Consider the following 25,366-nt stretch of genomic DNA (forward strand, 5'->3'; position numbering starts at 1 on the left):
GGCGTGCCAGGATCGAGGGGCCATGACTGACACCACGACTGCCCCCGCCCCCGCCGGCCGCGCCGGCGACATCTCCTCTTCCGACGCCGCGTCCCTCCACAGCCCCGTGATCGCCTGGTTCGACGAGCACGCCCGCGACCTGCCGTGGCGCCGCCCCGAGGCCGGCGCGTGGGGCGTGATGGTCAGCGAGTTCATGCTGCAGCAGACCCCCGTCAACCGGGTGCTCCCGGTGTACGAGCAGTGGCTCAAGCGCTGGCCCAGGCCCGCCGACCTGGCCGCCGAACCCGCGGGCGAGGCCGTGCGCGCCTGGGGCCGGCTCGGCTACCCGCGCCGCGCCCTGCGGCTGCACGGGGCCGCCCAGGCGATAGCGGAGCGGCACGGCGGCGACGTGCCGAAGGACCACGCGCAGCTGCTCGCGCTGCCCGGCATCGGCGAGTACACCGCGGCTGCGGTGGCCTCCTTCGCGTACGGACAGCGCCACGCGGTCCTCGACACCAACGTGCGCCGGGTGTTCGCCCGCGCCTCGACCGGGATCCAGTACCCGCCGACGGCGACCACCGCCGCCGAGCGGAAGCTGGCCCGTTCCCTGCTCCCGGACGACGACGAGACCGCGGCGAAGTGGGCCGCCGCGTCCATGGAGCTGGGCGCGCTGGTGTGCACCGCGCGCAACGAGGAGTGCGGACGCTGCCCGATCGCCGCCCAGTGCACCTGGCGGCTGGCCGGGAAGCCGGCGCACCAGGGCGCCGCGCGGCGCGGTCAGACGTACGCCGGGACGGACCGTCAGGTGCGCGGCAAGCTGCTGGCGGTGCTGCGGGCCTCCGAGGCGCCGGTGTCGCAGGCGGCCCTGGACGCGGTCTGGCACGAGCCGGTCCAGCGGGCCCGGGCACTCGACGGGCTGGTCGCGGACGGGCTGGTCGAGCCGCTGTACGACGGGTCGTACCGCCTCCCCGGCTGAGCAGGCCCCGCGGCCCCACGCCCTCACGGCCCCGCGCCGACGGGCTGTACGCCCTCCCTTGCCGATCCGTCCCGCTTTGCCCCACCGCCTCCGCCCCACGCCCTCCGCCCCCTGCGCCCGGAGGGCGTGGGGGGACCCCCTGTTACACAACCGATGGGTGGCCGTGCGTCCGCCGACGGCTGCGCAGCACAGCCCCGTGACAACCGCTCCGTAATTTCTGTGACGCAAGGACGAAGCAGGAGCTGACGACGGGAAGCGCGACGGGACACCGTCTCCATCGCGCCAGCGGACGGGCCTGACACGGGGCGGAGGCGGTTGGCATGGCGCAGGGCGAGGTGCTCGCGTTCGAGGACTACGTGCGCAGTCGGCAGGACGCGCTGCTGCGCAGCGCCCGCCGGCTGGTGCCCGACCCGGTCGACGCTCAGGACCTGCTCCAGACCGCTCTGGTGCGCACCTACGGCCGCTGGGACGGCATCGCCGACAAGTCGCTCGCCGACGCCTACCTGCGCCGCGTGATGATCAACACGCGGACGGAGTGGTGGCGCGCCCGCAAGCTCGACGAGGTCCCCACCGAGCAGCTGCCGGACGCGACCGTCGACGACGGCGCCGACCAGCGGGCGGACCGCGCCCTGTTGATGGACGTGCTCAAGGTGCTGGCCCCCAAGCAGCGCAGCGTCGTCGTGCTGCGGCACTGGGAGCAGATGAGCACCGAAGAGACGGCTGCCGCCCTGGGGATGTCGACCGGTACGGTGAAGAGCACCCTGCACCGGGCGCTGGCGCGGCTGCGCCAGGAGTTGGAGAGCCGGGCCGAGGAGTGCGCGGACCTGGGGATCCGGGACCGGGCGGGGCGGCGGGGACGACACATCGACGGGCAGCAGGACGGACGGGGGCAGGAGCGGTGCGCGGCCTGACGGGCGGACGCGACGGGTCCGGTAGGACGACGGCGAGCAGAGCGGCGATGGCCGGGCTCGCCGTCTTCGGCCTGCTCGCGGCCGGTTGCTCGGCGGGCGGCACCGGGTTGCAGGACGAGGGCTCGGCGTATCCGGACTCGGCGAAGGGCGGCACCACTCCGTCCCCCGCGGGCTCCGGCAGCTCCGCGGCGCCGAACGGCCGCGCCCCGGATCCGGTGAAGCTCCTCCTGGAGGACCCGAAGGTGCACAAGCGGATCAAGGCCGACCTCAAGCCGTGCACCAAGGAGAACCGTTCGTACCCGGTCGACTCCGCCCTCGGCAATCTCACCGGCGCCTCGTCGCCGGACGTCGTCGTCAACGTCATGACCTGCGGTGACGCCGTGAACGTCGGAACGTATGTGTTCCGCCCCACCGCCACGGGCTACGAGAACGTCTTCGCGTCGGAGGAGCCGGCGGTCGTCTCGTCCATCGACCGCGGCGATCTGGTGGTCACCAAGCAGGTGTACGAGGAGGGGGCGCCGGTCGCGGCGCAGCCGACCGCGGAGGAAGTGACGACGTTCCACTGGTCGGGCAGCCGGTTCAACCAGCTGCACTGGGTGCGCAACCAGTATCCGGGCGGCGGTGACGGTGACGGGGGCGAGTACGTCTTCCCCGCCGAGCCGCCCGCGGAGGTCGGGCCGTCGACGGAGTCGCAGAAGGAGCCGGTGCCCGTGCCGTCCGGGCTGCTCCGCAGGGGCGTCACCGTACCGCTGCCGAGCGCACCGCCGAGCGAGAACTGAGGGACCCGATGGCCGAGACCCATGTCCTGTTCGTGGAGGACGACGACGTCATCCGGGAGGCGACGCAGATCGCGCTGGAGCGGCAGGGGTTCGTGGTGACCGCGATGCCCGACGGGCTCCAGGGGCTGGAGGCGTTCCGGGCGGACCGCCCCGACATCGCGCTGCTCGACGTGATGGTGCCCGGGCTCGACGGGGTGAGCCTGTGCCGGCGCATCCGCGACGAGTCGACCGTGCCCGTGATCATGCTGTCGGCGCGGGCCGACTCGATCGACGTCGTCCTGGGCCTGGAGGCGGGCGCGGACGACTACGTCACCAAGCCGTTCGACGGTGCGGTGCTGGTGGCCCGGATCCGTGCCGTGCTGCGCCGGTTCGGGCACGCGGGCGGCGGCGACGCGGCCGTGGGCGAGGGTTCGGGCGGGCAGGGCGCGCTGTTGGCCTTCGGTGACCTGGTGGTGGACACGGAGGGCATGGAGGTCCGCAAGGGCGGCGTGCCGGTGGCGCTGACGCCGACCGAGATGCGGCTGCTGCTGGAGTTCTCCACGGCGCCGGGGACCGTGCTGTCGCGCGACCGGCTGTTGGAACGGGTCTGGGATTACGGCTGGGGCGGGGACACCCGGGTCGTCGACGTCCACGTGCAGCGGCTGCGCGGCAAGATCGGCCAGGACCGGATCGAGACGGTCCGCGGCTTCGGCTACAAGCTCAAGGCATGAAGCGGAGCGGACGGCCGCCCGGGGAGCGGGCCCGGACCTGGTTCGGGCGGCGGGCGGTCGAGCGGCAGGCGGCGCAGCGGGTCGCCGCGCGCGTCGAGCAGCAGGTGGCCCGGTGGCGCGCCGAGGAACGGAACGGGCGGCGAACCCCGGGAGCCGGGCCGGTTTCCGTGTCCGATTCGCGGCCGGTTTCCGATCCCGTGTCCGGGCCCGTATCCGAGTCGTCGTCCGGATCGCCGTCGGGGGCGGGACCGGGGTCGGGAACGAGGACTGGGGCGCTGGCGTCGCGCTTCCTGTCTCGGTTCGCGTTCCGCACCGGCATCCGCTGGAAGATCAGCATCGCGATCGCGGCCGTCGGCGCGCTCATCGCGGTGACCCTGAGCCTGGTGGTGCACAACGCGGCGCGCGTCTCCATGCTCGACAACGCGCGCGACGTGCAGATGGACCGGGTGGCGCTGGCCCAGCGCCTGTACGAGACGTCGAAGAACAAGGACGCCCGCTTCGGCACCAAGCTGAACGACCCCGCGCTGCCGCGCGAACTCCAGGACCTGCTGAAGCAGGGCCGGCGCGGGACGTACGTGCGCGACGCCTCGAACGGCCCGCCGGAGATCTGGGCCGCGGTCCCCACCACCGACGGCAACGTGATCTCGCTGCGCACCACGTTCGCCGGGCGCAGCGCCACCATCCTCGGCGACCTCGACCGGGCGCTGACCATCGGCTCGGTGACGGTGGTCTTCGGCGGCTGCGCGCTGGGCGTCCTGATCGGCGGGCAGATCTCGCGCCGGCTGCGCAAGGCCGCCGCTGCCGCCGCGACCGTGGCCGCGGGCAAGACGGACGTACGGGTGCGGGAGGCCATCGGCGGCGTCGTGCGCGACGAGACCGATGACCTGGCGCGGGCGGTGGACGCGCTCACGGACGCGCTGAACGAGCGCATCGAGGCCGAGCGGCGCGTCACCGCGGACATCGCCCACGAGCTGCGCACCCCGGTCACGGGGCTGCTGACGGCGGCGGAGCTGCTGCCCCCCGGCCGCCCTTCGGAGCTGGTGCGGGACCGGGCGCAGGCCATGCGGACGCTGGTGGAGGACGTACTGGAGGTGGCCAGGCTCGACGGTGCGTCGGAGCGGGCCGAGCTCCAGGAGATCGCCCTCGGGGAGTTCGTACGGCGCCGGATCTCCCAGCTCAACCCGGACGTGACCGTGAACGTGGTGCACGAGTCGTGGGTGGCGACCGACCCCCGGCGGCTGGAACGGATCTTGCTGAACCTGCTGGCGAACGCGACGAAGCACGGGGCCGAGCCGGTGGAGGTCACGGTCGAGGGGCGGGTGGTGCGGGTGCGCGACCACGGGCCCGGCTTCCCGGAAGCGCTGCTGCGGGAGGGCCCGAGCCGGTTCCGTACGGGCGCGAGCGACCGCGCGGGCACCGGCCACGGCCTGGGGCTGACGATCGCGGCGGGGCAGGCCAGGGTCCTGGGGGCCCGGCTGACGTTCCGCAACGCCGGCGAGGAGGGGGCGGCCCCGCTGGGCGAGTCCGGCGGCGCGGTCGCCGTGCTGTGGCTGCCCGAGCACGCGCCCACGGACACGGGGAGCTTCCCGGTGCTGCCCGTGGACGCGGGCTGACTCAAGTCGGGAGGGCCGCGACCCACAGGGGGGCCTGTGCCCCCGAGTGGGCCGTGGCCCCGAGTGGGCCGTGGCCCCGAGTGGGCCGTGGCCCCGGGTGGGCCTGTGCGCCCGGTGGGATCTGTGCGCCCGGGTGAGCTCAGCCCCATTCCTTGGAGAAGTCCAGCTCGGCGCTGCGCTGCGTCAGCGAGAACCAGTTGCCGTTGTCGTCGCGGAAGATCGCTTCGATGCCGTACGGGCGCTCCTTCGGCTCCTGGACGAACTCGACGCCGCGGGCCGTGAACGTCTCGTAGTCCCCGCGGCAGTCGTCCGTACGGAACGCACCGGCGCCCAGCACCCCCTTGCTGATCATGGTCTTGAGCGCCTGCGCGGACTCCGGGTCCAGGTGGTCGGGGTTCATCAGGGCCAGCTCGACGTCGGGCTGGTCGGGCGCGCCGACGGTCACCCAGTGCATGTCGCCCATGGAGAGGTCCGAGCGGACCTCGAAGCCGAGCCTGTCCCGGAAGAACGCCTTGGTGCGCTCCTGGTCGAGCGTCCAGACGGTGGAGATCCCCAGGCCCTTGATCATCGCTGCTCCTTCGGTGGCGGATGGTCTCGCTCCGCCAACCTAGGCACCGCCCGCTGCCCCCCGCTTCTCGAAAGTTGCGCTCTGTGTCGAGGGGGCGGGCGGCGGGGTGCGCTCGGGGAAGCCGCCGGCCCACAGCAGGGCGTAGCACCCCGGTATCAGCGCGCTGCCGCGCTCGACGTGGCGCGCGCGGTAAGCGCTGGGGGTGTGGCCGGTCTGCTCCTTGAACCGGGCGGAGAAGGTGCCGAGGCTGCTGAAGCCGACCAGCAGGCAGATCTCGGTGACGGCCAGGTCCGCCGTGCGCAGCAGCTCCGCGGCGCGCTCGATGCGGCGACGCGACAGGTACTGCCCGGGGGTGAGGCCGTACTCCGCCTTGAAGGCGCGGACGAAGTGATAGCGGGAGTACCCGGCGCGGGCGGCCACCGCGTCCAGGGCGAGCGGCTGCGCCCAGTCGCGGTCCATGGCGTCCTTGGCGCGCCTGAGCTGGCGCAGCCGGGCCAGACGGGCCGACTCCGCCGCCGGGGTCCGGTGCGCGGGTGGACGTGCCATGTCTCGATGGTGCCAGCCGGCACTGACAGCGCAGGGGCGCTACGGAGCGTGGGGACGCCGCGACCCCGAGGCGGCGGTGGCCGACCTCGGGGTCGCGGCGGAATGGGGTGGTTCCCCAGTGGGGTGCGTCAGTCTCGTCAGATGGAGACGCCGACGGAGCGCAGGAAGGAGACCGGGTCGACCGCGCTGCCGTAGTTGGCGGTGTTGCGGATCTCCATGTGCAGGTGGGGACCGCTGGAGTTGCCGGTGTTGCCGGACTTGGCGATCTCCTGGCCCGCCTTCACGCTCTGGCCGACGGACACGCCGACCGAGTTGAGGTGGGCGTACTGCGAGTACATGCCGTTGTTGTGCTTGATCACGACGGCGTTGCCGTACGCGGGGCCGTCACCGGCGCCGTTGCCGCCGGCCTTCACGACCGTGCCGGCGCCGATGGACTTCACGGAGGTGCCGGTCGGGACGGCGAAGTCCTGGCCGGAGTGGTTGCTGGTCCACATGCCGCCGGCCTTGCCGTAGGTGGCGCTCAGGACGTAGGAGTCCAGCGGCTTCACCCAGGAGGGCGCGGCGACGGCCTTGGGGGCGGCCTTCGGGGCGGGGGCCGCGGGAGCGGCGGGGGCTGCGGCCGGCTTGGTCTCGACCTTGGCCTCGGGCTTCGCGGCGGCGGGCTTCGCCTCCGGCGCCTTGGCCTCGGCGGCCTGGGCCGGAGTGGAGGTGGTGGCCTCTACGGCGAACGCAGCGCCCGTTCCGAGCACGGCGGTCGCTCCGAAGCCTGCGGCCAGGATGCCGGCGCGGGTACGAAGAACGGCCGGGCGGGGGATACGGGAAGTGATGCGCGTCATAGGGATGAATGCCTCCGGGCAGAAAGGGACCCGACGCGGGAAATGCGCCGGGCGGGTTGGCCATCCCTTGGTAACCGACCCCGGCACTTCACCTCAAACCCCCCAACTACGACATTCCGTCGTAGCGAGAAGGGAGTGATTCATCCCCTTGACACCTTTTGGGAGCGGCCGGTCGAGCCGCGACTCCACACCTCGCCCCTCGACGCGGAAACCGGTCCCGCCGCACGTGCGGGCGGTGGTCCGAAGCGGACGACCCCTCGCCGACACCGCCCCACCTCGCGCGAACCCATCGAGGGGCCACCATCCCGACATCGATCAACACCCCATATGGGACATAACGCCATAAAAAGCTCCTAAAGCGGCTAGTAGGGCTGATCGGGCCTGTGTGCCTTGTCACGGGTTCGCCCGCGGATTTGTGGCCCGCGCCACTAACCTCGGGCGTCAGCGGGCGTTGTCGGGGGCGCGGAAGAAGGGCGGATAACGTGTCGGGGGCCACACAAAACGGGAGCGAATACAGCGATCCGTCACCGCTCTTACGCAGAAGAGGGCCAGGCAGCACGTCCGGAGCCGTACGCAGCGGCCCGTCCCTGCGAGTGGTCGCGGTGCACGGCGCCCAGCAGGGCACCGGCGTCCTCATCGACCCCAGACACGTCCTGACCTGCGCACACGTCCTCGGCGAGGACCAGGACGACGACCACGGCGACGGCGATTTCGGTGGCGTTTCCGGTGGCGGCTTGGCCCTCTCCCACCTCGCCCTCACCCGCCGCGTCCCCTGCGAGGTGCTGTGGCACGGCCGCGATCAGGGCCTTGACGTCGCACTGCTGCGCGCCACCGCGGACGTCCTGCCCGCAGCCCGCCTCCCCCGCCTCCGTACAGCCGCTCTGACCAGGGACGATCCGCTCCCGGGCGCCCAGACCGTGGGCTTCTCCGGCCAGCAGAGGTACGGGGGCAACAAGCTCGACTTCGGCCAGTACCCGGGCACGGTCCTCCCGGTCGCGGGCCAGGTCCGCGGCGCCCTCACCTTCTGGCTGGACCACTCCCCCGGCCGCCCGCTCCCCGGCGGCGCCTCCCCGCTCGCCGGCCTCTCCGGAGCCCCCGTCTTCGCCGGCCCCCTGCTGCTCGGCGTCGTGTCCCGGGTCCGCGGCCACCACGCCCAGCAGCTCGAAGCGACCCCGATCGCCGCCGTGCACGACCTGATCCGGAGGTTCACGCACTCCCCCGGGCCGAGGCTGGAGAACCTCACGGCGTACGACCCCGCCGACGCCGTCTTCGAAGAGGGGTACGCGCAGGCGATCAAGGCCCAGTACGGCAGGACGGAGATCTTCGGCATCGACGAGCTGGGCGTCAGCGAGTCGAGCTGGGACCTGGACACCGCGTACCTGAGCCTGGAGGCCACCGCGCTCAGGGACGTCGACACCGGCCGCGACCAGCCTTTGGGCGGCGCCCCGTACCAACCCTTTCCGTCGCGCGACACCCACCCGCGGCGCGTGGAGGAGTTGCTCGGCCGCAGCGAGCGCACCCTGTTGCGCGGCGAGGCCGGCGCGGGCAAGACGACCCTGGTGTGGTGGCTCGCGGCGCACGCCGCCTGCGACACCCTCCCGCCCGAGCTGGACCGGCTCGGCGGCCTCGTCCCGCTGGTCGTACCGCTGCGCAGCGTACGGGCGGCCGGCGCCGGCTTCCCCACCCCCGACCGGCTCGCACACGCCGCCGGGCTCCCCGTCGGCCCCTCCCCGGCCGGCTGGGCGGAGCGCGTCCTGGAAGCCGGCCGCGCCCTCCTCCTCGTCGACGGCCTCGACGAACTCCCGCAGACCGAACGCGGCCGGGCCCGCTCCTGGCTCACCGGCCTGCTGGCCCGCTTCCCCGGCACCCGCTGCCTGGCCACCGTCCGCCCCGGCGCGGTCGAAACGGCCTGGCTGACCCGCGAGGGCTTCGCCGACCTGCTGCTCCTGCCGATGAGCGACACGGACATCGCGGTGTTCGTCGCCGCCTGGCACCGGGCCGCCCGCAAGGGCCACACCACCGCCGAGTGCGCCCGCCTGGACGGCCTGGAGCAACGCCTGCTCCGCGAGTTCGACGGCAACCGCGTCCTGCGCGACCTGGCCCGTACGCCGCTGCTGTGCGCGGTCATCTGCGCCCTGCACCGCAAACGCCACGGCCGGCTCCCGCACACCCGCTGGGAGCTGTACCGCGCCACCTTGGACATGCTGCTGGGCAAACGCGACCACGAACGCGGCATCGACGCGCCCGAGGGCCTGACCATCGGCGTCGAGGAACACAAACTGCTGCTCCAGCACATCGCGGTCTGGCTGGTGCGCTGCGGCCAGACCCAGTTCACCGCGGACGACGCCGTACGCCAGATCGAACGGGCCACCGCGTACATGCCGCAGGTACGGGACCAGGGCAGCGCCCGCCGCATCCTCGCCCACCTGGTCAACCGCAGCGGACTGCTCCAGCAGCGCACCGGCGACACCATCCAGTTCATCCACCGCACCTTCCAGGACTACCTGGCCGCGAAGGAACTCGCCGAGAACGACAGCATCGGCGAACTGGTCAACCGCGCCGAGGACGAGCAGTGGCGCGACGTCATCCTGCTGTCGGTGGGCCACCTCGACCGCCGCGTGAGCCGCCTGATCGACGGCCTGGTCGACAAGGCGAACAGCCTCCCCGACCCCCAGCACCGCCCCTTACGCATCCTGGCCGGCCACTGCGCGTCCCACGCGGTCTTCCTGGCCCCGGCCACCCGCACCCGCGCGGAGGACGCGGTCCGCGGCGTGATGCCACCGCGCCCCGGGGAGGCGCTCCGCATGGCGGAGCTGGGCGAGTGGGTCCTGCCGCTACTGCCAGGGCCCTTGGACAACCCGATGACGAACAGACGGGTCGTCAACATCCTCGCGCGGGTGGGCACCGCACCAGGCATCCCCCTGCTCCGGGAGTTCACAACAGCTCTTGAACCCTTCGTCACATGGGAGCTGGCCCAGGCATGGCGCCACTTCCCCAACGAGGAGTTCATCGAGCAGGTGCTTTCCCAGATCCCACTGGACGACGTGTCTGTTCCCGCCCCCACGCCGTGGCATCTCCAACGATTGGGTGGGCTCACCGGCGTCACTGGCGTGCACCTGGCTGGAGACCATCTGTCGGCAGCGTTGTCGCAAGCCCTGCCGAAGACCGGACTTACCCGAATCGAAGTGGCCGACAACACCGCCATGACAGTGTTGGACTTCGTGGCCGAGCGTCCCTCCGTCACCAGGCTCATGCTGCAAGGATGCCCGGCGCTGACCTCCTTGGAGAGCCTGGCGGGCCGACAGTTGGACTGGCTGTCGTTGGACACCTGCATGCTGTCTCTGCCTGGTGCGCCGGTGACGACCGCTAGGCTGCGCCTTACTGGCGACACCGAGGTCCCCTACCAGCAGTTGGCGGCCTGGACATCCGTTGAGCGCTTCATCGTCTTCGCGCCCGCTCGGCTGTCCACCCTGATCGATGCCACCAGACAGCTACCCAGGCAGTCCGCATTGACCTTGTCCCCAGACGTCACCATCGACGCCAGCGCCCCCGCCCCACGCGTCACCGAACTCTCCCTGAGTTGGCGGACCACCCCCCTGGACACCGCAGCCGTCTCCGGCGCCTTCCCGGCACTGACCTCTTTTGATCTGCGTGTGGACTACGTTCCTTCGTACGAACTCGATCTGACGCCCTTCAGCGACAGCTCCGAAACCCTCCGGGTCGAGATCAACGTCAGGCCAGGGACGAACTTGACGGTCGAAGGGGGCGAAGTCTTCGCTAGCCGCCTCCGTATCAACCGACTCGAAGGATGACGCTCTTGCCCCGCACCGACCCACCCACCCCCGACCCCCTCCCCATCGACCTCGCCGACGCCGTCGAAGCCGTCCGGGCGCAGCTCGTCGAGGCCGCCACGCGGGCCAGTGGGCAGGCCGTGCAGTTCGAGACCGGCGACATCGAGATGGAGTTCACCGTCGAGCTGCGGCGGGACACCACCGGCACCGGGCGGGTGCGGGCCTGGGTCGTCGAGGCGGGGGCGGACACCGTCCGCGGCGCCACCCGCACCCACCGCGTCGCCTTCACCCTCAAGCCCCGCGACGCCCGCACCGGTGACGCCTGGCTCGTCGGCAACGACGACGTCGCCGACACCGGGGACTTCGGCCGCGCGTCCACCCATCCCTGAAGCCCCGCAAGCGAAAACGCGGCTGCCCCGGCCCGTACGTCTCCGTACGAGTCCGGGGCAGCCGCGTTACCGACTAGCGCACCCGCTGCGCGGGGTCACGCCTCCTTCGACAGGTTCGGCCCGGCTCCGCCGGCCGCCTGCTCGATCGGCGGGACGTCCGGCAGCGCCGACTTCTCCTCGCCGCGGAAGACGAACTTCTTCTCCTCGCCTTCGCCCTCGGTGTCCACGACCACGATGTGACCGGGGCGCAGCTCGCCGAAGAGGATCTTCTCCGACAGGATGTCCTCGATCTCGCGCTGGATGGTCCGGCGCAGCGGCCGGGCGCCCAGCACGGGGTCGTAGCCCTTCTTGGCGAGGAGCGACTTGGCCGTGGCGCTGAGCTCCAGGCCCATGTCGCGGTCCTTCAGCCGCTCGTCCACCTTGGCGATCATCAGGTCGACGATCTGGATGATGTCGTCCTCGGTGAGCTGGTGGAAGACCACGGTGTCGTCGACACGGTTCAGGAACTCGGGCCGGAAGTGCTGCTTCAGCTCTTCGTTGACCTTGGCCTTCATCCGCTCGTAGCCGGTCTTGACGTCGCCCTGGGCGGCGAAGCCCAGGTTGAATCCCTTGGAGATGTCCCGGGTCCCGAGGTTGGTCGTCATGATGATGACCGTGTTCTTGAAGTCCACGACGCGGCCCTGGGAGTCGGTCAGCCGACCGTCCTCCAGGATCTGCAGAAGGGAATTGAAGATATCGGGGTGGGCCTTCTCGACCTCGTCGAACAGGACGACGGAGAACGGCTTGCGGCGCACCTTCTCGGTGAGCTGGCCGCCCTCTTCGTATCCGACGTAGCCGGGCGGGGAGCCGAAGAGGCGGGAAACCGTGTGCTTCTCGCTGAACTCCGACATGTCGAGGGAGATCAGTGCGTCCTCGTCGCCGAAGAGGAATTCGGCGAGCGTCTTGGACAGCTCGGTCTTACCGACGCCGGACGGGCCGGCGAAGATGAACGAGCCACCGGGACGCTTCGGGTCCTTCAGACCGGCACGCGTACGGCGAATGGCCTGGGAGAGCGCCTTGATGGCGTCCTTCTGGCCGATGACGCGCTTGTGGAGTTCGTCTTCCATGCGCAGCAGTCGGGAGGACTCCTCCTCCGTCAGCTTGAAGACGGGAATGCCGGTCGCCGTGGCGAGGACTTCGGCGATCAGCTCGCCGTCGACCTCGGCGACGACGTCCATGTCGCCGGCCTTCCATTCCTTCTCGCGCTTGGCCTTGGCCGCCAGGAGCTGCTTCTCCTTGTCCCGCAGGGAAGCGGCCTTCTCGAAGTCCTGCGAGTCGATCGCGGACTCCTTGTCGCGGCGGACGCCGGCGATCTTCTCGTCGAACTCGCGCAGGTCCGGCGGCGCGGTCATCCGGCGGATGCGCATCCGGGAGCCGGCCTCGTCGATCAGGTCGATCGCCTTGTCCGGGAGGAAGCGGTCCGAGATGTACCGGTCGGCCAGGGTGGCGGCCTGGACCAGGGCCTCGTCCGTGATGGAGACCCGGTGGTGGGCCTCGTAGCGGTCGCGCAGGCCCTTCAGGATCTCGATGGTGTGCGGCAGCGACGGCTCGGCGACCTGGATGGGCTGGAAGCGGCGCTCCAGGGCGGCGTCCTTCTCCAGGTGCTTGCGGTACTCGTCGAGGGTGGTGGCGCCGATGGTCTGCAGCTCGCCCCGGGCCAGCATGGGCTTGAGGATCGAGGCCGCGTCGATCGCGCCTTCGGCGGCGCCCGCACCGACGAGGGTGTGCAGCTCGTCGATGAACAGGATGATGTCGCCGCGGGTGCGGATCTCCTTGAGGACCTTCTTCAGGCGCTCCTCGAAGTCACCGCGGTAGCGGGAGCCGGCGACCAGCGCGCCCAGGTCGAGGGTGTAGAGGTGCTTGTCCTTGAGGGTCTCGGGCACCTCGCCCTTGACGATGGCCTGCGCCAGGCCCTCGACGACGGCGGTCTTACCGACGCCGGGCTCGCCGATGAGCACGGGGTTGTTCTTGGTGCGGCGGGACAGCACCTGCATGACCCGCTCGATCTCCTTCTCGCGCCCGATGACCGGGTCGAGCTTGGATTCGCGGGCGGCCTGGGTGAGGTTCCGGCCGAACTGGTCCAGGACGAGCGAGGTCGAGGGGGTGCCCTCGGCCGGGCCGCCGGCGGTGGCGGCCTCCTTGCCCTGGTATCCGGAGAGCAGCTGGATGACCTGCTGCCGCACCCGGTTCAGATCGGCGCCCAGCTTCACGAGGACCTGGGCGGCGACGCCCTCGCCCTCGCGGATCAGGCCGAGCAGGATGTGCTCCGTACCGATGTAGTTGTGCCCCAGCTGGAGGGCCTCGCGGAGCGACAGCTCCAGGACCTTCTTGGCACGGGGCGTGAAGGGGATGTGCCCGGACGGGGCCTGCTGGCCCTGGCCGATGATCTCCTCCACCTGCTGGCGGACCGCCTCGAGCGAAATCCCGAGGCTCTCCAGGGCCTTAGCGGCGACACCCTCACCCTCGTGGATCAGGCCCAGGAGGATGTGCTCGGTGCCGATGTAGTTGTGGTTGAGCATCCGGGCTTCTTCCTGAGCCAGGACGACAACCCGCCGCGCGCGGTCGGTGAACCTCTCGAACATCGTTAATCGCTCCTCAGAGCGGTCAGGCAGTAAGGGGTCGGTCCCCTCCCTGTCCTTCCGCAGCTTAGTCCCGCAAGCGGGGACCGCTCATTCCAACTGCCGACACCCGTCTGTGGCCTCCTGAGCCCTGAACGCCGACAAATGCTCCAACCCGATGGTGCGAGACGATGTTCCCGCAGGCCAGGCAGTTACTCGCGCCATCTGTACGCCGATGGCGAACGCACGGCCGCCGTACGAGCGTGTCGCCCCTCCTCACTAGGAATGTCTTACCCGTTGGGACTGACACTCCATGCGGCGCGCCCAGGTTCCCTCAGCTAAGGGCGAACATCGCCGCGGGATCGAACGGACGCGAAGACCCCCCTTTCGGACACCGTGTGCAACTCGCCGCCCACCCTGCGTAACTACTGGGGGCGGCCGGGAGTTCCCGGGGGTATGACGATCGCGCTGCCCTTCCCGCGCAAGCCCCCCGAGGCGCGCGTCGCCACCACGGCGTCCGTGGCGCACTGGTACGCGACCGCGCTGGGATGGGCGGTCACCGCGCCTGCGCCGTCCCCCCGACCTCCGCGGGCGCCGTGCGCGGCGCCCCGCGTGGACCTGCTGACGGGGCTGCGCTTCGACGTGCTGGACGTGCCGGCGGACGCCGGTGCGGCCGTACTGCGCCAGGCGGGCCCGACGGGGCCCCTCGGTCCGCTCGGCCCGGTGGCCCTGCACGGGGACCGGATGCGGCTGCTGGTGGCGGCCGGTAGCGCCGACGAGGTGCCGGGGCTGCTTCAGTGGCTGGAATGGGGCGGTGTCACCCTCGATCTGTGCGCCGTGGGCGCGGGTGGCCGGACGGCCGCACCGGTGCCACCCGGGTGGTCCGGCGCACAGGGGGTCGCGGTGTGGTTGCGACCCCCCGTGCCGGGGCGCGAGGTGGAGCCGACCCTTCCGGCACTGGCGCCGTTCGGGCGCGGTGCCGGAGCGGACGGGGACCCCGGGTCGGTGCGGGGCCCCGATCTCGTACGACTCCTGGACACGCTGGCCACCGAATGCCACCGCGCCCGATTGCTGCGTGCGAATGCCCGTGCCGCGCCTGGGGGCACGTACGAATACGCAGCGGGCGAATACCCGTCCGATTAGGAGCGCGCCGGACGCGCACGTCGGCCGGGATCAGCCGTTGGCCTTCTCGTACGCCTCGCGGACCGTGGCGGGGACTCGACCGCGGTCGTTGACCTCGTAACCGTTCGCCTTGGCCCAGGCGCGCACTTCCGCGGTGTTCTTGTTGTCGCTCGCGGCACGCCCCTTGCCCCGGCCGGTGGCGGCGCGGCCACCGGTGCGCCGGCCGTTCTTGGCGTACGGCTCCAGGAGCGAGCGGAGCTTGTCCGCATTGGAGGTGGTGAGGTCGATCTCGTAGGTCTTGCCGTCCAGCGCGAACGTCACGGTCTCGTCCGCCTCGCCGCCGTCGAGGTCGTCAACAAGAAGGACCTGAACCTTCTGTGCCACCGGATTTCCTTTCATCGAAAATGCAGTACGCGGAAAGGAAACCGCTTTTCTCTGGAAAACACAAACCCTTGAGAGAGGTTCAGAACCCTGAGAACGCGGGAAACATGCGCGATTCGGACATAGGGATCCGGTCACACGATGACTAGGGGGAGCCGCGAAGGCTGTCAAGCCTGTCGGCACTGTCAGCGTTGTCGGCACTGACCGGGGTTCTCAGTGGAGGGTTCTCAGTCGGGGGTTCTCACAGTTGCAGCAGCATCCGACTGTTGCCGAGGGTGTTGGGCTTCACGCGTTCGAGTCCGAGGAACTCGGCTACGCCCTCGTCATAGGAACGCAGCAGCTCCGCGTAGACATCTCCGTCGACCGGCGTCTCACCGATCTCGACGAAGCCGTGCTTGCCGAAGAAGGCGACTTCGAAGGTGAGGCAGAAAACCTTGCGCACGCCGAGCCAGCGCGCGGTGTGCAACAGCTTGTCGAGCAGGTGATGGCCGATGCCGGCGCCCTTGTGGACCGGATCGACGGCGAGAGTGCGCACTTCCGCCAGGTCTTCCCACATCACGTGCAGCGCACCGCATCCGACGACCGTACCGTCTTCGTCGCGTTCGGCGACCCAGAACTCCTGGATGTCTTCGTAAAGAGTGACAGTCGCTTTGTCGAGCAGGATGCCATCGCGTACGTACGGATCGAGGAGGCGGCGGACCGCCGGCACATCGCTGGTCCTGGCGCGGCGTACGGTGATGGCATTTGCGGCGGGATATGGCATGCGCCGACGCTATCGCCCCGGGCCTTCCGGGACGTCGTCGCCCTCTGCGCCCCCGGACGCCTCGCGCGAAGGTGCGTCGGAAGGTTCCTCCAGGGGTTCGCCGGAGGGCTCCGGGTTCGTGCCGGGGTTCGGTTCCGGGGCTTCCTGCGGGGCGTCGGCCTGCACGATGCGGACGGCGGCCTGGAGCGCTTCCCGCTGCTCCGGCGACATCATCCCGAAGAAGGCGACCAGCGCGGCGGCGGGGTTGTCGCTCTGCGCCCACGCTTCGTTCATCAGCGCCGCGGAGTAGGCGGCCCGCGTGGAGACCGCCGTGTATCGATAGGCGCGGCCTTCGACTTCCCTGCGGACCCAGCCCTTCTGATGGAGATTGTCCATGACGGTCATGACCGTCGTGTAGGCGATGGAACGCTCCTGTTGGAGGTCTTCCAGAACTTCCCGCACGGTGACGGGACGGTTCCATTGCCAGACGCGGGTCATGACGGCGTCTTCGAGTTCTCCCAATGGGCGGGGCACAAATACACCATAGTGGGATGACTCAGAATTATTGGTAGCGGCGTAACAAAAAGGACGTACGGGTGACAAATAGCGTCATCCATACGTCCACCTGCGCAGCGCCGCCCGATGTCGGGCGGGGCGCGTGCACAGGTCAGCCGCGAACGGGTGTCCGGGCGTCAGGTTCTTCGCGCTTTCGCGTCGGGCTCAGTCGCCCTGGGCGGCGCTGCCGGCCGGGGTCGGGGCGCCGGGCTGCCCCGCCGCCTTCGCGCGGGCGAGGGCGGCGTCCACGTACGCGTCTTCCTTGGCCTTGTTCGGACCGCCCTGGCTCTTGACGATCGTCACGATCAGGGTCGTGAAGAAGACGGCCATCACCACGGGAGGCACGAGCGCGGATACGTAGTCCATGGAGCCAGCGTAGCCGGGGGCCGCGTCGGGAGCCCGGACGGGGTCCGGGCTCCCGAACAGGGGGTCGGCTGCGGGTCACGCCGTGGCGCGTTGCTCCGCCGGCGGCGTGGGGCGGCGGCGCGGCGGGAAGACCTCCGACGGCTTGGGCACCGGGCGCTCGCCGGGCGCCGGCGTCGCGGGCCGCGGCTTGGCCGGCTCCGGCTTGGGTCGGGGCTTGGGGCGCGGCTTGGGGGTCTCGTCAGAGCCACCGGAGCCGCTGGACCTGCCGGAGCCACTGGAGTGGCCGGACCTGCCGGGGTCGTTGGCGCCGCCCGAGTCGTTGGTTGCGTAGGGGCTGGCGGCCACGGCCGCCAGTTCGGGCGGCGCCTCCGTACGGCCGCCGGGGAGCGCGAGGAGCCGGGTGCGGGGGGCCGGCGCGGCTGCCTGACGGCCCGCGAGCCTGGCCCGTACGGACCGCTCGGCCAGCACCTGGCACCGCTCCAGGACGGCCTCGGCGACCGCGTGGCCGCGCAGCGTCCGTAGGGCGGCCAGGTCGTCCGGGCGCGGGTCGTACCCGGCCGCGAGGGCGTCCTGGAGCAGTTCCAGATACCCCGCGGCGGCGCCGGGGAGCGCGGCGCGGTAACGGGCGAGATCGGCGAGCAGGAACGCGCGCAACCGGCCCGCCTCGTGCGTCGCCTCGTCCACGGACTCGGCCAGCCTCAGACAGTCCTGGACGTCTTCGTCGGCGAGGGGGGCGGGATGCAGGGTGACGGCGAGGGCGCGTCGGAGCACACGCAGCTCGTCTGCGCTGAAGGCCATTCCGCCGCGGGATCCGTATGGCGTGGGCATGGCCCGACGATACGTGCGACTTGGACAATATCGGGTTAATTGCCCCTTTCCGGGCGTGCCGGTGGGGCGACCGGAACGGAGCGTCGGCGCACCCGGCCGGCCGAACCCGCCCACCCGACCGGATCACAGCGCGAGGCGACGGAGCGCCCCGCGCCACGCCGGGTCACATCCGCGAGACGTTCCGCTCGTACACCAGGCGCAGGCCGATCAGGGTGAGCCAGGGCTCGTGCTCGTCGATCTCGGAGGACTCCCCGAGCACCATCGGCGCCAGCCCGCCCGTCGCGATCACCGTCACCTCGTCCGGCTCCTCGGGGGCCAGCTCCTGCTTCATCCGCCGTACGACGCCGTCGACCTGGCCGGCGAAGCCGTAGACGATGCCGGACTGCATCGCCTCGACCGTGTTCTTCCCGATCACGCTGCGCGGGCGGGCCAGCTCGATCTTGCGCAGCTGCGCGCCCTTCACGCCGAGCGCGTCGACGGAGATCTCGATGCCGGGGGCGATGACCCCGCCCACGTACTCGCCGCGCGCGCTGACCGCGTCGAACGTCGTCGCCGTGCCGAAGTCCACGACGATCGCCGGGCCGCCGTAGAGGTCGACGGCGGCGACCGCGTTGATGATGCGGTCCGCGCCGACCTCCTTGGGGTGGTCCGTGAGGACCGGGACGCCGGTCTTCACGCCGGGCTCGACGAGGACGGCCGGCACGTCGCCGTAGTACCGGCGGGTGACCTCGCGCAGCTCGTGGAGGACGGCGGGGACGGTGGAGCAGATGGAGATGCCCTCGATGCCGTCGCCGAGCTCCACGCCCAGCAGCGGGTGCATGCCCATCAGGCCCTGGAGCAGCACGGCGAGCTCGTCGGCGGTGCGCCGGGCGTCCGTGGAGATGCGCCAGTGCTCGACGATCTCCTCGCCGTCGAAGAGGCCGAGCACCATGTGGGTGTTGCCGACGTCGATCGTGAGCAGCATCAGGCGCCCGCCTCCCCCGCGGAAGCTTCGGCGGAGCCGTCGGTGGCGCCTGCGGGGCCGTCGGCGGGCTCGCGCAGGTCCAGGCCGATGTCGAGGATGCGGGACGAGTGCGTGAGGGCGCCGACGGCGAGGTAGTCGACGCCGGTCTCCGCGTACGCGCGCGCGTTGTCCAGCGTGAGGCGGCCGGAGGACTCCAGGGTGGCGCGGCCGGCGACGAGGGCGACGGCCTCCGCCGTCGCGGCCGGGGTGAAGTTGTCCAGGAGGATCAGGTCGGCGCCGGCGTCCAGGACCTCCCGGACCTGGTCCATGGTGTCCACCTCGACCTCGACGGGCAGGCCGGGGAAGGTCTCCCGGACGGCCTTGAAGGCGGCGACGACGCCGCCCGCGGCCACCACGTGGTTGTCCTTGACGAGCGCGGCGTCCGACAGGGACATCCGGTGGTTCACCCCGCCGCCGCAGCGCACCGCGTACTTCTCCAGGGCGCGCAGCCCGGGGGTGGTCTTGCGGGTGTCGCGGACCTGCGCGGACGTGCCCTGGAGGGCGTCCGCCCACGCGCGCGTGGCGGTGGCGATGCCGGAGAGGCGGCACATGATGTTCAGCGCGCTGCGCTCGCCGGTCAGCAGGTCGCGGGTGCGGGCGGTGACCGACAGCAGCTTCTGGCCCGCCTCGACGCGGTCGCCGTCCGCGACGTGCCGTTCGACCTCGAACTCGGCGGAGACCACGATGGAGAGCACCGCTTCGGCGATCTGGATGCCGGCGACCGTGCCGGCCTCGCGGGCGGTGAAGTCGCCGGTGGCCACCGCGTCCTCGGGGACGGTCGCCACGCTGGTCACGTCCACGCCGCCGTCCAGGTCCTCGCTGAGGGCGAGGTGGGCGATGTCCTCGACCTGCACGGGGTCGAGGCCGGCCGCGGCGAGGAGGGCGGCCAGCGCGGGGTCGAGCCCGCACTCGTACACCTCGCCGTCGGCGCCGTGGCCGCAGCCGCAGGCGTCCCCGCAGCCGCCGGAGGCACCGGCGGGACCAGCGGTGGCCGAGGGGTCGGCCCCGATCTGGATCAGGGGGACGTCCACGGGGACGGGACGTTCTTCGGGCGTGCTCACGGCTGGGGCTCCCTGGGGCGTGTCGGCGGGAAGGTGGTGCTCTCGGTGCGGTGGACGCGGTGGGCGACGCGGTACGGATCGGCCGCGGGGCCGGGGGCCAGGCGGAACACCAGGTGGCGGCGCCAGGTCCGGTCGTCGCGGTCGGGGCGGTCCTCGCGCCAGTGGCAGCCCCTGGTCTCCGCGCGCTCCAGCGCCGCCGCGGTCAGGACTCGGGCGACGCACAGGAGGTTGGTGGTCTCCCAGGACTCGACGCCGGGGACGGCGGGCTTGGCTGCGGCGCCTTCGCCGGGGGGCCCTGCGGGGGCCGCGGCGGCGCGGTGGACCTCGTCGAGAGCGCTGGCCGCGGCGCGCAGGCTCTCGGCGGAGCGCAGGACGCCGGCGCCGCGCGACATGATGCGCTGGACGTCGGCGCGGACGCCGGGGTCAATGAGCGGGAGGACGGTGACGGCGGCGGGGGCGGGGGCGGCCTCAGGTGCGGAACCAGCCTCGGGGACGGGGCCGGGCTCGGGGACGGGGCCAGCCTCAGGTGCGGAACCAGCCTCGGGGACGGGGCCGGGCTCGGGGACGGGGCCAGCCCCCCGCGCGCGGGACCCGTCAGCCGCGTCAGTCACGTCGGCGACCTTCGCGATGTCCGCAATGTCTGCGGCGATGCGCTCGGCGAAGACCAGGCCCTCCAGGAGCGAGTTCGACGCGAGGCGGTTCGCGCCGTGGACCCCGGTGCAGGCGACCTCGCCGCACGCGTACAGCCCGGGGACCGTCGTACGGCCGTCGAGGTCGGTGCGCACGCCGCCGGAGGCGTAGTGGGCGGCCGGGGCCACCGGGATCGGTTCGGTCACCGGGTCGATGCCGTGGGACCGGCAGGCGGCCAGGATGGTGGGGAAGCGGTGCTCCCACATCGCGGCGCCGAAGTGCCGGGCGTCCAGGAACATGTGGTCGGCGTCCTGCTCCTGCATGCGCCGCATGATCCCCTTGGCGACGATGTCACGGGGCGCCAGCTCCGCCAACTCGTGCTGCCCGACCATGAAGCGGGTGCCGGCCGCGTCCACGAGGTGGGCGCCCTCGCCCCGTACCGCCTCGGACACCAGCGGCTGCTGGCCCTCCGAGTCGGCGCCCAGATAGAGCACGGTGGGGTGGAACTGGACGAATTCGAGGTCGGAGACCTCGGCGCCGGCGCGCAGTGCCAGGGCCACGCCGTCGCCGGTGGAGACGGCGGGGTTGGTGGTGGCCGCGAACACCTGGCCCATCCCGCCGGTGGCGAGGACGACGGCCGGGGCGTGGACCGCGCCCACGCCGTCGTGCTGGCCCTCGCCCATGACGTGCAGGGTGACGCCGGCGGTACGGCCTTCGGCGTCCGTGAGCAGGTCCAGGACCAGGGCGTTCTCGATCGTGCGCAGCCCGGCGGTGCGGACCGCTTCGACCAGGGCGCGGGAGATCTCGGCGCCGGTGGCGTCCCCGCCGGCGTGGGCGATGCGCCGGCGGTGGTGGCCGCCCTCGCGGGTCAGCTCTATCTCGCCGGTCGCGTCGGAGGTGTCGAAGCGCGCACCGGCGGCGATCAGTCGGCGTACGGCGTCGGGGCCCTCGGTGACCAGGAGCCGTACGGCCTCCTCGTCGCACAGGCCCGCGCCGGCGACGAGCGTGTCCGTGAGGTGCTGCTCGGGGGTGTCGCCCTCGCCGAGGGCGGCGGCTATGCCGCCCTGGGCCCAGCGGGTGGAGCCGTCGTCGAGACGGGCCTTGGTGACCACGACGGTGGTCAGCCCGGCGGCGGCGCAGCGCAGGGCGGCGGTGAGGCCGGCGACGCCGGAGCCGACCACGACGACGTCGGCGGCGATGGCCCAGCCGGGCGGAGGCGCGTCCAGGCGTATGCCCCGGGCGGTCGGTCTTCCCTGCGGGTGGCGGTGGTCGGTCACGGGGCGGCTCCGAACCTCAACGTGATGTTGTCGATCAGTCGGGTCGTACCGATCTTGGCGGCGACCGCGAGGATCGCTTCGCCCTGGTGGTCGTCGGGGACCTCGGTGAAGTCGGCGGGGTCCACGAGGGCCAGGTAGTCGAGCGTCAGCGGTGGGGCGGCGCGGGTGGCCTCGTCGAGCACGGCGTGGGCGGCGGCCCGGACCGCGGCGGCGGTGCCCGGGCCGGCGTGCGCCACTGCGGCGACGTCGGCGGCGGCGCGCGCCTCGCCCATCTTGGACAGGGCTTCGGCGCGGGCGGCGGTGTTCGTGCTGGTCTCGGCCCTGGCGAGCAGTGCTTGCTGGGCGGCGAGCCGGTCGCGGGCGGCGAAGAGGGCGCCGGACAGGGCGAGGCCGGTGCGGCGCTCGGCGGGCGAAAGGTAGCGGTTGCGGCTGGAGAGGGCGAGGCCGTCGTCCTCCCGGACGGTGGCCACTCCCACGATCTCCACCGGGAAGTCCAGGTCGCGGACCATGCGGCGGATCAGCGCGAGCTGCTGGGCGTCCTTCTCGCCGAAGAAGGCCGTGTCGGGGCGGGTGAGCTGGAGGAGCTTGGCCACGACGGTGAGCATGCCGTCGAAGTGGCCGGGGCGGCTGGCGCCTTCGAGGCGTTCGCCCATGGGGCCCGCGGTGATGCGGACCTGGGGCTGGCCGCCGGGGTAGACCTCGGCGGCGGCGGGGGCGAAGACGAGGTCGGCGCCGGCCGCGGCGGCGGTGGCCAGGTCGGCATCCAGGGTGCGCGGGTAGCGGTCCAGGTCTTCGCCGGCGCCGAACTGGAGGGGGTTGACGAAGACGGTGACGACGACCCGGCCTTCGGGGCCGACGTGGGCCCGGGCGGTGCGCACGAGGGTGGCGTGACCGTCGTGGAGGGCGCCCATCGTCATCACGACGGCGGTGGGCGCGGTGGGCCGGCCGGGGGTGGGGGCGCCGGTCAGGGCGTGGTGCAGCTCGGCTTTCGTACGGACCAGGGTGACGGCGGGCGCGGGCGGCGTGGCCGCTGCCGGTGCGGCGGGAGTCTCCGCCGGGTTCGTCGCACCCGCCGGGGTCGCATCGGGGTGGCCGGAGCCGTCTGCCAGCGTCATCGGGGCTCGCCCTCCTTGCTGTCGGCGAGGACTCCGAGCAGGTCCTCGGCCAGCTCCGGCTTGAGCAGGCCGTGCGCGAGGGCGCGGTCGGCGGTGGTGCGGGCCATGGCGAGGTAGCCGGCGACCGTGCCCGGTGCGTGCTTGCGCAACTCGGCCACGTGCGCCGCGACCGTGCCGGCGTCACCGCGGGCGACGGGGCCGGTCAGCGCGGCGTCGCCGGAGCGCAGGGCGTTGTCCAGCGCGGCGCCGAGGAGGGGGCCGAGCATCCGGTCGGGAGTGGTGACGCCGGCGGTGCGCAGCAGCTCCATGGCCTGGGCGACCAGGGTGACCAGGTGGTTCGCCCCCAGGGCGAGGGCCGCGTGGTACAGCGGGCGGGCTTCCTCCTCGATCCACTCGGGCTCCCCTCCCATCTCGATGACCAGGGCTTCGGCGGCCAGCCGCAGCTCTTCGGGCGCGGTCACGCCGAACGAGCACCCGGCCAGCCGCTGGACGTCCACGCTGGTGCCGGTGAAGGTCATCGCCGGGTGGAGGGCGAGGGGGAGCCCACCGGCGCGGGTGGCCGGGGCGAGCACGCCCGTGCCGTACCGACCGGAGGTGTGCACCAGGAGCTGACCGGGGCGTACGGCTCCGGTGTCGACGAGTCCTTCGACGAGCGCGGGCAGCGCGTCGTCCGGGACGGTCAGGAACACCAGCTCAGCACGGGCCAGCACCTCGGCGGGCGTGACCAGGGGCACGTCCGGGAGGAGCGCCTCGGCCCTACGCCGGGAGGCGTCGGAGACCCCGGAAACCGCGACCGGGCGGTGGCCGGCGAGCTGGAGCGAGGCAGCGAGCGCGGGCCCGACGCGGCCGGCGCCGACGACGCCGACGGTCAGCCGGGCGGGGCGGTCCCGGGGGTCGGGCGATTCGTGCAGGGGTGCTGATGCATTCACGCGGTGGGGCCTTCCGTTCCAGTCCGCGGCGGGTACCGGACGATGTTCCGTCATGCTACGCCAGCGTCGCGGACGCCCCTCCGGTTATCCACAGGCAGGTTATCCACAGGCGTGGACGGCGGATTCGACAGCGGGAAAGATCGAGAGTGTTCCGACGGGCGGCCGATCGACGGCGGGCGTTCAGCGGCCGGACGGCGGACGGTGGGCGGTGGGCGCCCGTGTGCGCGGAAGGCACAGCGGGCGGCACAGCGGAAAAGCACATGCGCGGGACGTGCGGGCGGACGAGAGTTGCGGCGAAAGCTGCGTGGCTGCGGGAGAAGACGGAAAAACGGAAAGACGACGAGAAAAGGGGGACGGACCATGTCCGAAGACGAATTGCACCTGCGGAAGCAGGCGGCCTGGCGGGCCTCGGAGCGAAAGTTGTGGCAGGGCCCGGCCGACCGACGGATGGGCGAGCGCCTGGCCGCCATAGCGGAGGGTGCAGGTGAGGTCTTCGACCTGTCCGAGGCCCCCGACATGTACGGGGACGGGGTGGTGGAGGCGCTGGAGCGGAAGGTGGCCGCCCTGCTGGGCTTCCCCGCCGCGGTGTACTTCCCCACGGGCACCATGGCGCAGCAGGTCGCCCTGCGCTGCTGGGCGGGGCGCACGGGCAATGCGACGGTGGCCCTGCACCCCACGGCGCATCCCGAGAAGCACGAGCGCGGTGCGTTCGGCGCGCTCAGCGGGCTGCGCACGGTGCACCCCACCACGGCGCCCCGGCTGCCCACGGCCGAGGAGGTCCGGGGCTTCGAGGAGCCGTTCGGCGCGCTGATGCTGGAGCTGCCGCTGCGGTCCGCGGGGTGCGTGCTGCCCTCCTGGGACGAGTTGGTCGAGGTCGTCGAGGCCGCCCGCGAGCGGGACGCGGTGGTGCACTTCGACGGCGCCCGGCTGTGGGAGTCCACCGTGCACTTCGACCGCCCGCTCGACGAGATCGCCCCGCTCGCCGACAGCGTTTACGTGTCCTTCTACAAGTCGCTCGGCGGCCTCTCGGGCGCGGCGCTGGTGGGCCCCGAGGACGTCATGGCGGAGGTCCGCACCTGGCGCCACCGGTACGGCGGCCAGCTCTTCCACCAGTTCCCGACGGTGCTGTCCGCGCTCATGGGGCTGGACCGGGAGCTGCCGCGCCTGCCGTCGTACGTGCGACAGGCGCGGGTCGTGGCCGAGGCGCTGGCCGATGCGCTGAGGGACTCCCCCGCTCCCTGGTTCCGCGTCCATCCGGAGGTCCCGCACACCCACCAGTTCCCGCTGTGGCTCCCCTATCCGACCGAGGTGCTGGATGCCGCGGGGCTCGCTCAGGCCGAGGAGACCGGGACGACGCTCTTCCGGAGTTGGTACGCCGAGGGCTGCCCGCCCGGAGTGTCGGTCACCGAGCTGACGGTCGACGCCGCGGGGCTGGAGTGGACGCCCGAGGACGTACGGGAGGCGACCGCCGAGTTCATGCGGAGGGTGGTGGACCAGCTGGCTTAGACGACGCGGGCAGACGCTCGACAGCGCGGCCGGTCAGTGGGCACAGAGCGGGCCCGTGCCCGTGGGACACAGGTCGGCCCCGTGCCCTACAGGACACAGGCTGGGGCCGTGCCCGCAAGGTGCAAGCTGGGGCCCGTGCCCGCAGGCACAGGGGTG

22 protein-coding genes and 1 pseudogene are annotated in these 25,366 nt (G+C 72.2%); 9 read left to right on the plus strand and 14 right to left on the minus strand.

What is annotated here, in order from left to right; all coding sequences use genetic code 11:
- The first annotated feature begins 22 nt into the window (after positions 1–22).
- From ABZ842_RS00110 to cseC, 5 genes are all read left to right on the plus strand, one after another.
- Positions 23–955, plus strand: a complete 933-nt coding sequence (locus ABZ842_RS00110) for an A/G-specific adenine glycosylase (protein WP_361528968.1) — start codon at positions 23–25, stop codon at positions 953–955.
- 320 nt (positions 956–1,275) lie between these two features.
- Positions 1,276–1,866, plus strand: coding sequence for a SigE family RNA polymerase sigma factor (locus ABZ842_RS00115; protein WP_361528971.1), 591 nt, complete (start codon positions 1,276–1,278; stop codon positions 1,864–1,866).
- A gap of 47 nt (positions 1,867–1,913) precedes the next feature.
- A complete protein-coding gene (locus ABZ842_RS00120; protein WP_361528975.1) occupies positions 1,914–2,645 on the plus strand; it encodes a hypothetical protein in 732 nt (243 codons plus the stop codon).
- An 8-nt stretch (positions 2,646–2,653) separates the two neighbouring features.
- Complete coding sequence (gene cseB, locus ABZ842_RS00125; protein WP_361528978.1) at positions 2,654–3,355, plus strand: two-component system response regulator CseB; 702 nt, start codon at positions 2,654–2,656, stop codon at positions 3,353–3,355.
- A 290-nt stretch (positions 3,356–3,645) separates the two neighbouring features.
- Complete coding sequence (gene cseC, locus ABZ842_RS00130; protein ID WP_361529933.1) at positions 3,646–4,968, plus strand: two-component system sensor histidine kinase CseC; 1,323 nt, start codon at positions 3,646–3,648, stop codon at positions 4,966–4,968.
- A 139-nt stretch (positions 4,969–5,107) separates the two neighbouring features.
- Here the strand turns inward: cseC and ABZ842_RS00135 are convergent, their stop codons facing one another.
- The 3 genes from ABZ842_RS00135 to ABZ842_RS00145 all read right to left on the minus strand — a co-directional run bounded on the left by ABZ842_RS00135 (position 5,108) and on the right by ABZ842_RS00145 (position 6,918).
- A complete protein-coding gene (locus ABZ842_RS00135) occupies positions 5,108–5,536 on the minus strand; it encodes a VOC family protein (RefSeq protein WP_361528981.1) in 429 nt (142 codons plus the stop codon).
- A 39-nt stretch (positions 5,537–5,575) separates the two neighbouring features.
- Positions 5,576–6,082, minus strand: coding sequence for a helix-turn-helix transcriptional regulator (locus ABZ842_RS00140; protein WP_361528984.1), 507 nt, complete (start codon positions 6,080–6,082; stop codon positions 5,576–5,578).
- Between the two features lie 137 nt (positions 6,083–6,219).
- Complete coding sequence (locus ABZ842_RS00145) at positions 6,220–6,918, minus strand: M23 family metallopeptidase (RefSeq protein WP_361528987.1); 699 nt, start codon at positions 6,916–6,918, stop codon at positions 6,220–6,222.
- Between the two features lie 593 nt (positions 6,919–7,511).
- Between ABZ842_RS00145 and ABZ842_RS00150 the strand changes: the two genes are divergently transcribed.
- Together ABZ842_RS00150 and ABZ842_RS00155 are read left to right on the plus strand one after the other, a co-directional pair.
- Positions 7,512–10,730: an NACHT domain-containing protein gene (locus ABZ842_RS00150; RefSeq protein WP_361528990.1), complete on the plus strand. Its 3,219-nt coding sequence runs from the start codon at positions 7,512–7,514 to the stop codon at positions 10,728–10,730.
- On the plus strand, positions 10,727–11,098 hold the full coding sequence (locus ABZ842_RS00155; RefSeq protein WP_361528993.1) for a trypco2 family protein: 372 nt from the start codon (positions 10,727–10,729) through the stop codon (positions 11,096–11,098). The genes ABZ842_RS00150 and ABZ842_RS00155 overlap by 4 nt, the downstream gene beginning before the upstream one ends.
- A gap of 95 nt (positions 11,099–11,193) precedes the next feature.
- On the opposite strand, the gene ABZ842_RS00160 is transcribed toward ABZ842_RS00155, so the two are convergent.
- Positions 11,194–13,719, minus strand: coding sequence for an ATP-dependent Clp protease ATP-binding subunit (locus ABZ842_RS00160; protein ID WP_361528996.1), 2,526 nt, complete (start codon positions 13,717–13,719; stop codon positions 11,194–11,196).
- A gap of 432 nt (positions 13,720–14,151) precedes the next feature.
- Here ABZ842_RS00160 and ABZ842_RS00165 point away from each other — a divergent pair, with 432 nt between their 5' ends.
- On the plus strand, positions 14,152–14,838 hold the full coding sequence (locus ABZ842_RS00165; protein WP_361528999.1) for an SCO3374 family protein: 687 nt from the start codon (positions 14,152–14,154) through the stop codon (positions 14,836–14,838).
- A 30-nt stretch (positions 14,839–14,868) separates the two neighbouring features.
- On the opposite strand, the gene ABZ842_RS00170 is transcribed toward ABZ842_RS00165, so the two are convergent.
- From ABZ842_RS00170 to ABZ842_RS00215, 10 genes and pseudogenes are all read right to left on the minus strand, one after another.
- A complete protein-coding gene (locus ABZ842_RS00170; RefSeq protein ID WP_361529002.1) occupies positions 14,869–15,201 on the minus strand; it encodes an Lsr2 family protein in 333 nt (110 codons plus the stop codon).
- Between the two features lie 238 nt (positions 15,202–15,439).
- A complete protein-coding gene (locus ABZ842_RS00175; RefSeq protein ID WP_361529005.1) occupies positions 15,440–15,961 on the minus strand; it encodes an amino-acid N-acetyltransferase in 522 nt (173 codons plus the stop codon).
- 9 nt (positions 15,962–15,970) lie between these two features.
- Positions 15,971–16,474 (minus strand): BlaI/MecI/CopY family transcriptional regulator, encoded by a 504-nt coding sequence (locus ABZ842_RS00180; RefSeq protein WP_361529008.1) that lies wholly within the window; start codon positions 16,472–16,474, stop codon positions 15,971–15,973.
- A gap of 186 nt (positions 16,475–16,660) precedes the next feature.
- A complete protein-coding gene (locus ABZ842_RS00185; protein WP_361529011.1) occupies positions 16,661–16,861 on the minus strand; it encodes a hypothetical protein in 201 nt (66 codons plus the stop codon).
- A gap of 375 nt (positions 16,862–17,236) precedes the next feature.
- A pseudogene (locus tag ABZ842_RS00190) lies at positions 17,237–17,659 on the minus strand (hypothetical protein); the annotation flags it as partial.
- 193 nt (positions 17,660–17,852) lie between these two features.
- Positions 17,853–18,653, minus strand: coding sequence for a type III pantothenate kinase (locus ABZ842_RS00195; RefSeq protein WP_361529014.1), 801 nt, complete (start codon positions 18,651–18,653; stop codon positions 17,853–17,855).
- Positions 18,653–19,753: a carboxylating nicotinate-nucleotide diphosphorylase gene (nadC, locus tag ABZ842_RS00200; RefSeq protein WP_361529017.1), complete on the minus strand. Its 1,101-nt coding sequence runs from the start codon at positions 19,751–19,753 to the stop codon at positions 18,653–18,655. Before nadC ends, ABZ842_RS00195 begins: the two co-directional genes overlap by 1 nt.
- Complete coding sequence (locus ABZ842_RS00205; protein ID WP_361529020.1) at positions 19,750–21,660, minus strand: L-aspartate oxidase; 1,911 nt, start codon at positions 21,658–21,660, stop codon at positions 19,750–19,752. Before ABZ842_RS00205 ends, nadC begins: the two co-directional genes overlap by 4 nt.
- Positions 21,657–22,775, minus strand: coding sequence for a pantoate--beta-alanine ligase (panC, locus tag ABZ842_RS00210; protein WP_361529023.1), 1,119 nt, complete (start codon positions 22,773–22,775; stop codon positions 21,657–21,659). Before panC ends, ABZ842_RS00205 begins: the two co-directional genes overlap by 4 nt.
- Positions 22,772–23,704, minus strand: coding sequence for a DUF2520 domain-containing protein (locus ABZ842_RS00215; RefSeq protein ID WP_361529026.1), 933 nt, complete (start codon positions 23,702–23,704; stop codon positions 22,772–22,774). Before ABZ842_RS00215 ends, panC begins: the two co-directional genes overlap by 4 nt.
- 360 nt (positions 23,705–24,064) lie before the next feature.
- Between ABZ842_RS00215 and ABZ842_RS00220 the strand changes: the two genes are divergently transcribed.
- On the plus strand, positions 24,065–25,210 hold the full coding sequence (locus ABZ842_RS00220) for a beta-eliminating lyase-related protein (RefSeq protein ID WP_361529029.1): 1,146 nt from the start codon (positions 24,065–24,067) through the stop codon (positions 25,208–25,210).
- Positions 25,211–25,366 lie beyond the last annotated feature (156 nt).

It is taken from the genome of Streptomyces sp. NPDC047315 (genome assembly GCF_040643215.1).
GTDB lineage: Bacteria > Actinomycetota > Actinomycetes > Streptomycetales > Streptomycetaceae > Streptomyces.

Coding starts and splice junctions, on each gene's coding strand:
- ABZ842_RS00110 (WP_361528968.1), top strand. CDS start 23: ATGACTGACACCACGACTGCCCCCGCCCCCGCCGGCCGCGCCGGCGAC.
- ABZ842_RS00115 (WP_361528971.1), top strand. CDS start 1,276: ATGGCGCAGGGCGAGGTGCTCGCGTTCGAGGACTACGTGCGCAGTCGG.
- ABZ842_RS00120 (WP_361528975.1), top strand. CDS start 1,914: ATGGCCGGGCTCGCCGTCTTCGGCCTGCTCGCGGCCGGTTGCTCGGCG.
- cseB (WP_361528978.1), top strand. CDS start 2,654: ATGGCCGAGACCCATGTCCTGTTCGTGGAGGACGACGACGTCATCCGG.
- ABZ842_RS00135 (WP_361528981.1), bottom strand. CDS start 5,536: ATGATCAAGGGCCTGGGGATCTCCACCGTCTGGACGCTCGACCAGGAG.
- ABZ842_RS00140 (WP_361528984.1), bottom strand. CDS start 6,082: ATGGCACGTCCACCCGCGCACCGGACCCCGGCGGCGGAGTCGGCCCGT.
- ABZ842_RS00145 (WP_361528987.1), bottom strand. CDS start 6,918: ATGACGCGCATCACTTCCCGTATCCCCCGCCCGGCCGTTCTTCGTACC.
- ABZ842_RS00155 (WP_361528993.1), top strand. CDS start 10,727: ATGACGCTCTTGCCCCGCACCGACCCACCCACCCCCGACCCCCTCCCC.
- ABZ842_RS00160 (WP_361528996.1), bottom strand. CDS start 13,719: ATGTTCGAGAGGTTCACCGACCGCGCGCGGCGGGTTGTCGTCCTGGCT.
- ABZ842_RS00165 (WP_361528999.1), top strand. CDS start 14,152: ATGACGATCGCGCTGCCCTTCCCGCGCAAGCCCCCCGAGGCGCGCGTC.
- ABZ842_RS00175 (WP_361529005.1), bottom strand. CDS start 15,961: ATGCCATATCCCGCCGCAAATGCCATCACCGTACGCCGCGCCAGGACC.
- ABZ842_RS00185 (WP_361529011.1), bottom strand. CDS start 16,861: ATGGACTACGTATCCGCGCTCGTGCCTCCCGTGGTGATGGCCGTCTTC.
- ABZ842_RS00195 (WP_361529014.1), bottom strand. CDS start 18,653: ATGCTGCTCACGATCGACGTCGGCAACACCCACATGGTGCTCGGCCTC.
- panC (WP_361529023.1), bottom strand. CDS start 22,775: ATGACGCTGGCAGACGGCTCCGGCCACCCCGATGCGACCCCGGCGGGT.
- ABZ842_RS00220 (WP_361529029.1), top strand. CDS start 24,065: ATGTCCGAAGACGAATTGCACCTGCGGAAGCAGGCGGCCTGGCGGGCC.